Source organism: Nocardia sp. NPDC047648 (assembly GCF_040642815.1).
GTDB lineage: Bacteria > Actinomycetota > Actinomycetes > Mycobacteriales > Mycobacteriaceae > Nocardia > Nocardia gamkensis.
Map to the genome: position 1 here is coordinate 1 of NZ_JBEYSX010000035.1, position 6,984 is coordinate 6,984.

The window sequence follows — 6,984 nt, forward strand, 5'->3', positions numbered from 1 at the left end:
GCCGCCGCGCCAGGCCGCACCGCGGCGTCCTCGTCGCAGGCTCCTCGGCCACCGGAGCGGCGGGCGCGTCGGCGACACTCGGCCGCCGGGGCGCACAGAGTTCCTATCTGGCCGCTTTTGCAACAACCGAGCAGTGCTGGGCACGCCGAGAGCCGTACCCGACTTACCTCCCGCAGCCATCGACGAATCGGCCGGCACTCTGCCCGGTCGACCGGCTGTGGTCCCGTAGAGCTCCGGACTCGTTCACCTACGGCGTCAGCTGCGATGATGGCTACGCCACTCTTGAACGCCTTCCGGCTGCCCTGCGTCTCGGCGCACTCCCGGAAAGGGCCGATCGCGCGAGACGTTTCCGGTCCAGTCTCGCTGATGCAACATCAGTCGAAGGTGGGGCCGGGCGGACGATTATCGGCACTGCGACGTGCACCCTGGCAGGCTTGCCAAAGTGCCGCCGCACTTCATCCGTGAACGTCCGATGCAAATCAAAAATTCGTTGCTTTGCTCTCTGGGCCTCTTCATGACCGAACCTTGGATCCAAAACTATGGGTACGCAACCAATTAGCAGGTCAACAGCTCGCTCTATGGCAGGGGTGCCGATGATGGCAATGCTATCTGCCGCCTCTTCCAGGACCGTGAGGCAGTCCAGGTCCCACTCGTCACGTGGCTTTGTCGCTACCTCCCGCTTGAGTCGACCGACTGCTGAACTGAAGGCAGCGCACTGTTTGAGAAGTTCTGGGTCGGAACGGCGTCCATCGTTTCGGCGAGCGATCCAGAGCACGACCATTTGGGCAATCAAGACACCGATGAGTGCGAAGACACCAGTGAGCACCGGCGCGTACCACCATGAGCCTGGAGCGGACACGGAAAGGGCATACACAGCTCTTGCTGAGGTGTTGGCGTGCACTGTTTCCCTCCTAGTGAGTCCATGAATCGTATGCACTCGATCTGTGCAGTACCTACCGCAGCCGTTCGCCATCGTCCAGCGGTCCCGTCCCGCACTGGGCACCATATAGATCACGGCGGTATCAGTATCAGAATGCGGAGTCGGAATGGCAAAGCTCTCCGCAGCCTTCGGCTGCGCGGCCCTGCTGGGTGGTGGCCTGCATTGTGTTCCCGCGCCCCTCCACCGTCAAGGGCGCCTGCGGCGTCAGCTTCGCTGATGGCATGCGCCACCCTTGACCGCGGAGCCTCTACGCGAGAAGGGCAGGCCCTATCGGGGCAGGCGGGTAGCCAGCCCCACCTATGCGCAGACCACCACCCAGCAGGGCCAAACCCGCGTGGTCCGGACATGCGAAGTCGGCGGAGGAGCACCGTCCACCGCCGAGGATCGTCCGCATTCAGTCCGCAGTAGGCCCACCCTCAGCCAACCGAACCAACGTTCCAAACCACTGTTTTCCCAGGTCGCCTCACAGTGCCAACATCAGCAAACGATGCCGTGACCTGCAACGATGCCGACTATCGAACTGCAAAGCCGTTAACGCGGGTTCGATTCCCGCCGCTCGCTCAATGGTCAGGGCTGTTTTTGGGAGGTCGGAGCCAGATTTTGCGTCATGCGGTCCGCAATTCGTCCGCAGCAGCTCTGGCACCGGCCTCCATCCCTGCGGCGACGACGTCCAGGTCGTCAGGGAACAGGTGACCGTACAAATCGAGCGTGAGCATCGCGGTCTTGTGGCCGAGCATCCGCTGAACGACCTTGATGTTTGCCCCGGCGCTGATCGCCAGTGACGCCGCTGTGTGACGCAATCCGTGCGGCACCAGACCGCGGAGCCCGACCGAGTTCGCGGCCTCGTTGAACACCCGGCGAAACTCGTGGTATTCCAGGAGCCCGCCGTCCTTCTCGCTCGGGAACAGCTGCGCAGTCAATTCGCGGCCCTCCATGAGGGTTTCGAGATCCTTAGCCAGGGTTTCCGGGATAGGTACCGCCCGTGAATTGTGGTTCTTCGTGTCCGTGACCACGGTCCCTTTCCCGGCGACCGGAGTTGCTGAACGAGTTATGCGGAGCCGTCGATTGACCAGGTCCACATCCATCACCCGCAGCGCCGATGCCTCACCGATGCGGATACCGGTGTAGGCGAGGGTGAACACCAGCGGACGCAACCGACCGGCCGCCAGGCCCAGCCGCATGACCTCGAGGTGCGTGAGGTATCGCCGCTCACCCGCCAGCATCGACGGAAGCTCGATGTCGACGGCGGGGTTGCTCGCCAGCCGCTTGGACTTCACCGCGAACCGCAGCACTTGGCCGAGCACCTGATACGCCTGGATCACCCGTGACGCCGACAGGCCCTGTCCCTTGAACCGGGCACTACCCGACTCCGACAGGTTCACCACCCAGTCCTGTATGTCCTCGAAGTCGATATCCCGCAGCGGCACCGAGCCCCACTGCGGCAGCACGAGCGTATCCAGGAGAGACCGATAACCAGCGACAGTCTTCGGCTTGCGGAACTTCTTCGTCGCGAACCACTTCTCCGCGACCACCGAGAACAGGACGCCACTACGGTCCGGGTCGACCCAGGTCCCGGTCACGACCTTGGTTGTCACGTCGCTGTCGAGCCAGCGCTGAGCCTCGACCTTGGTGTCAAACGATTGCGAGCGTTCCACGCCGTTCGGGTCGACATAGCGAGCCCGCCACCGCTTGCCCTTGCCGAACCGCTCGGCTGACTTCTCCTTCTTCTTGGACTTCGCGCCGGTCACCGGGTCAGTCACGACCACAGTCGGATACCAGCGATCCTCGATACCGGAGCGCGGGTTGCGCCGAGTCGCCATCAGGCAGCCTCACCCGTGCCGGTCAGCCGTTCCTGTTCCGCGATCCAGGCCAGCACGACGGACTTGCGCCACACCCGCCGCCGGGGCCCCAGCTTGAACGATTCCGGGCCGCGCCCGACATGCGCCCACCACCGCCATGTTGCCTCCGGGATACCGGTCAGCTCCTCGCACTGCTTGGCGCGGAGAAAGGTGTCGTTCTCGTTCATGGTCAGTTCCTCCCTATGCCGCTACTTGACCAGTAGACGAATAATGTTGTGCCGCAACAGCTTCACGCGAAGTCATCTCGTCACCTGGTGGCCCTCCGGTCGTTGCCAGGCGAGCCATCGTGTATTGCGCGCGCTGGCTGATCCGAGCGGAGACCAGCGCCATGACCAGATGCGAGCGCGAAGGCGCGTCCTGGTCGCCGGGCCCGACCGGGGTGATACGCAGGTGCGAGGTGTCCGGCGGGATGATGCCGATCGCGGCGAGCTCGTTGCGCACGAACTCCAGGCGTTCGGCCTTGTGGTCGGGGAGGGTCTTGCCGCTCCACTTCGTGGAGGTCACGCAGCGCTTACCGGGCACGCCGAGCAGGTCACGGCGATGGTTGCGGCCCCGGCAGTGGCCCGGCTGGGTCTTCTCGCTGGCGCCCTTGGGGACGATGCCGTATCGCAGCCACACCGCGCACGTCGGTGAGCACGGGGTGCGCTGGAGCTCCGCGTGCAACCGGTCGTAGTGACGGTTCACGCGCGGGCTGTCGGACTCCAGGACTTCGGCGACGGACTTGGTGAGGTACTTGGTCAGGTAGCCGACCTTGCGATCCATCTCCGGTGTGCCCGCGAGGATCTGGATCGGCTTGGACTGGCCCCCGAAACGCAGCGTGTGCGCGGGTTCGATGTCGTCGACGGAATCGATGATCGCGAGGGCGTCATCCCAGTAGGTCAGCGCCCGCCCGGTCTTCGGGTCGGTGAAAGTGCCGGCCGCGTGATCCCAGACCGGCATGTTGTCGCCGGTGTAGACCTCCTGGTCGAAGTGGGGCCACCAGATGTTGACGTAGGTCGCCGCGGTCACCTGATAGAGCAGCTTGGTAGGGATCGAACCCCGGATGGCCAGGTGGATGTGCGGGGCCCCGCGCTTCTGCGGTTCGACCGACCCCCAGTACTGCACGTTCCAGCCCACCGCACGACGCAGGTTCTGCACCCACCGGTCGAACAGTGCTTTCACGTGCATGATGTCGCGGGCCGCACGCGCGTAGTCGTAGGACTCCGGATCACGCGGAGAACCGTCCGACACCATCTGCCCGGTTTCCTCATCCCGGACACGGTTGATCCCGCCGTAGGAATCCACCGTCAACGTGTGGAACGTCGAGGGCCGATACTTGCCGCCCGCGTAGGCGGTGCCGACCGTGGTGCGCGCGACCTTCTTGCGAGGCAGGTCCGGCAGATCGTCACGGCGACGAGTCGACTTGGCCTTGCGACGCGGCTTGGCGTCCAACGGCGGAAGGCGATCACGCACACCGAGTTCACGAAGCTCGGTATCGAGGTCGGCCACCAAATCCTTGATGGCCTCGGCCAGTTCGTCATCGCCGTCGCGGCGGGCATCGTGGTACCGGTTGAACTGATCGGCACGCGTGGCCAGCACTTCGGCTTGTGCTTCGGTGACCACCGGTTCCGGTTGCACCGGTTCGTGTTCGGCGCACCAGCCTTCCCGCAGCTGGGTCACTCGCACGTACTTGTTCGCCTTCGCGCACGCCGGGCACGTCGTTTCCACGGTGGCCTTGCACGGCGCACCGACGTAGGAGACGCGGCCGGTGTTGGTGTCGAACGCACGCATCGGCACCACCCGAGCGCACACGCCGTGCTGTTCAGCGACAGCTTCGGCGATATCGCGAAGGTCCGGCATCGCTCGACGCTCAGCAGCGGTCTGACGATTCGGCGCGACAGCACCGACCGGAGCCGTGCCTACGGACTGTGCTGTAGTCACAGGGCCACCGCCTCACCCGTTCCCGCGTCGAGGGCAGCGACTGGCGTGACACGCTTGGAGGCCACAGGCGGATGCGTGTACTCGTAGTAGGTGCGGTCGTTGTAGTTCGACCAATGCCCCTGCTCGGTCACCACCTCGCCCTTGCCGGTGACACCCAGCACCCGATGCACCGCCGGAGCGACATGGACCAGGCCGAACGCGCACGTGCAACCCTGCGGCCCCGAGAACGCCAACCCGGTACCGTCGCACTGACGGCACACCGCCCACACCGAAACCTCATGCAGCGCCACGCAATCCGGATGCTGGCAATCCAGCTCACCGCACCAGATGCAGCGACGAGCGAACGTCAACCGAGGCGGACGCAACGGCTCAGCCGACCGGCCCCGCAGCGTGATCACATTCCCGCGCGTCTGCTCACCCATCACGCCACCGCCCCGAGCTCGACGACGTTGTCCAGGTCAACCGGCGGCAGGTTGCTCGTGTCGGTGGTCATCAGCACCCACTCCACCGGGTCCAGGCGCAACAGCAGCTCCGCCAAGTCGGTGGCCTGCAACAGAGTCGCGTCGTGCTCTTCGCTGTAGGCCAGAGTCAGCAGCTCGCACTCCCGCCACCGCGCAACCATCTCCCGGAACGCCCGCGAACCCAGCGGCCCCAGGCCCGCCGTCTCCTCGAACGCGATCGACATCCGGTTTGGCCGCGACAACAGCCAACCCAGCAACCAGCGCTCCTGCACCGGCAACGCCTCCACACCCAACAGCAGCAGCCGCGCGAACTCCTCGCTCATCACGCCACCGCCTCAGCAGGAGCAACCTCGCACACGCCACCGATGCAGAAGCACCGCTCGGTCGCCGTATCCGGGTCGATGTGCCCGCGCACCCACTCCGTGCCCCCGCAATCCGGGCACACCTGCCAGACCAACCGAGCGTGCTTCTCGATGCACCGCGGCCGGTCACAACCCCGCTCCAGGCAGTACACGCAGCACCCCGCGAAGTTCAAGCGGGAGGGACGAAGATCCTTGCGAACAGAGTTGCAGGGGAAGCTATCAACTATCATGGACATGGCTTTGGAGCTCCAATCCTCTGAGGTCGCTCGATGCAGCTGAAGCGGTTGCACCCGCTTTGGTTTCGGCTCCCCGGTGGTTGCACCCGCCGGGGAGTTTTTCGTTTGCTGATACTTCGTATGCTAGCACGCGATTGCGGACGTGAACTAGCACACAGACTCAGATGGCCGAAATCCGCCAGATGGTAGACTTGTATGCCTACTAGTACGCGATTGCCAGGAGGTAATACATGTCGCCGACGTTGGACCGGCCCGCTCCGGCATACATGCAGATCGCAGAACATTTCAGGAAGTTGATCAAGAATGGGGAGCTCCGCGAAGGCGCGAAACTTCCATCTGTAGTCGAGATTGCGCAGGGTTGGCAGGTGGCCAGCGCTACTGCGGCCAAGGCGCTTGGCCAATTGCGCTCAGAGGGATACGTCCAGAGCAACAACCAGGGCACTTTCGTGTCGATTGCGCACAAGCAGACCACCGGCCCGGACCGGTTACAGATGCTTCGCGCCACGGGCAACGGCTATCGCCCTGGCGAGACCGCCGAGGTTGTCAGTGCCGAACTGGCAGAAGCTGATGCCACAGTGGCACAAGCACTGTCGGTCGCCGAAGGCTCGTCAGTCATCCGCCGACGTCGCATCTACCGTGATGATCTTGGAGTTGTGACGGTATCTACATCGTGGCTTCCTGGGTCATTCGCAGACGCGGCACCGGAACTGCTGTCCACCGAGCCCTTGCCGAAGATGACGTTCGGCCTCATAGAGGAACGGACAGGCCGACGAGCTGTAAGGCGACGCGACGTCGTAGCACTTAACCCGGCGCCCGCCGAGATTGCGACAGTACTGGGTACGCAACCCAATACGCCCTCCCTGACCATGACGAACCTCTACTGGGATCAGAACGGCGATCCCACTGAGTACGCCGTTGACTTCCTCGGCACCGGCCGTGAACTCAGCGCCGAGTACTCGCTCGGGTAACTCCAAACCGTCACCAACGGCTGAGATGCCACCCGGTTCATTTCATGAGCTGTCGGCATCTCAGCCGTTCTCGTCTTCACAGCCGCGCCCTACGTTGTGCGAGTTGTTGCTGAATTTGGCTATATAGGATCAAGAGCGCCCCGGCGGCGCTTCGCGCCGCCGCCGCGCCAGGCCGCACCGCGGCGTCCTCGTCGCAGGCTCCTCGGCCACCGGAGCGGCGGGCGCGTCGGCGACACTC

Annotated in this window: 6 protein-coding genes; 1 reads left to right on the forward strand and 5 read right to left on the reverse strand. The window is 64.3% G+C overall.

All coding sequences use genetic code 11. The features are described from left to right. Nucleotides 1-1,545: 1,545 nt before the first annotated feature. From ABZ803_RS35155 to ABZ803_RS35175, 5 genes are all read right to left on the reverse strand, one after another. A complete protein-coding gene (locus ABZ803_RS35155; protein WP_357046183.1) occupies nucleotides 1,546-2,760 on the reverse strand; it encodes a tyrosine-type recombinase/integrase in 1,215 nt (404 codons plus the stop codon). Further along, on the reverse strand, nucleotides 2,760-2,966 hold the full coding sequence (locus tag ABZ803_RS35160) for an AlpA family phage regulatory protein (RefSeq protein ID WP_357046185.1): 207 nt from the start codon (nucleotides 2,964-2,966) through the stop codon (nucleotides 2,760-2,762). The genes ABZ803_RS35155 and ABZ803_RS35160 overlap by 1 nt, the downstream gene beginning before the upstream one ends. Nucleotides 2,967-2,979: 13 nt before the next feature. Then, nucleotides 2,980-4,638: a replication initiator gene (locus ABZ803_RS35165; protein WP_357046187.1), complete on the reverse strand. Its 1,659-nt coding sequence runs from the start codon at nucleotides 4,636-4,638 to the stop codon at nucleotides 2,980-2,982. 77 nt (nucleotides 4,639-4,715) lie between these two features. Next, complete coding sequence (locus tag ABZ803_RS35170; protein ID WP_357046189.1) at nucleotides 4,716-5,141, reverse strand: hypothetical protein; 426 nt, start codon at nucleotides 5,139-5,141, stop codon at nucleotides 4,716-4,718. Then, nucleotides 5,141-5,503: a hypothetical protein gene (locus ABZ803_RS35175; protein WP_357046191.1), complete on the reverse strand. Its 363-nt coding sequence runs from the start codon at nucleotides 5,501-5,503 to the stop codon at nucleotides 5,141-5,143. The genes ABZ803_RS35170 and ABZ803_RS35175 overlap by 1 nt, the downstream gene beginning before the upstream one ends. A 505-nt stretch (nucleotides 5,504-6,008) precedes the next feature. On the opposite strand from ABZ803_RS35175, the gene ABZ803_RS35180 reads away from it, so the two are divergent. Then, complete coding sequence (locus ABZ803_RS35180; RefSeq protein WP_357046193.1) at nucleotides 6,009-6,746, forward strand: GntR family transcriptional regulator; 738 nt, start codon at nucleotides 6,009-6,011, stop codon at nucleotides 6,744-6,746. The last annotated feature ends 238 nt before the right edge of the window (nucleotides 6,747-6,984 follow it).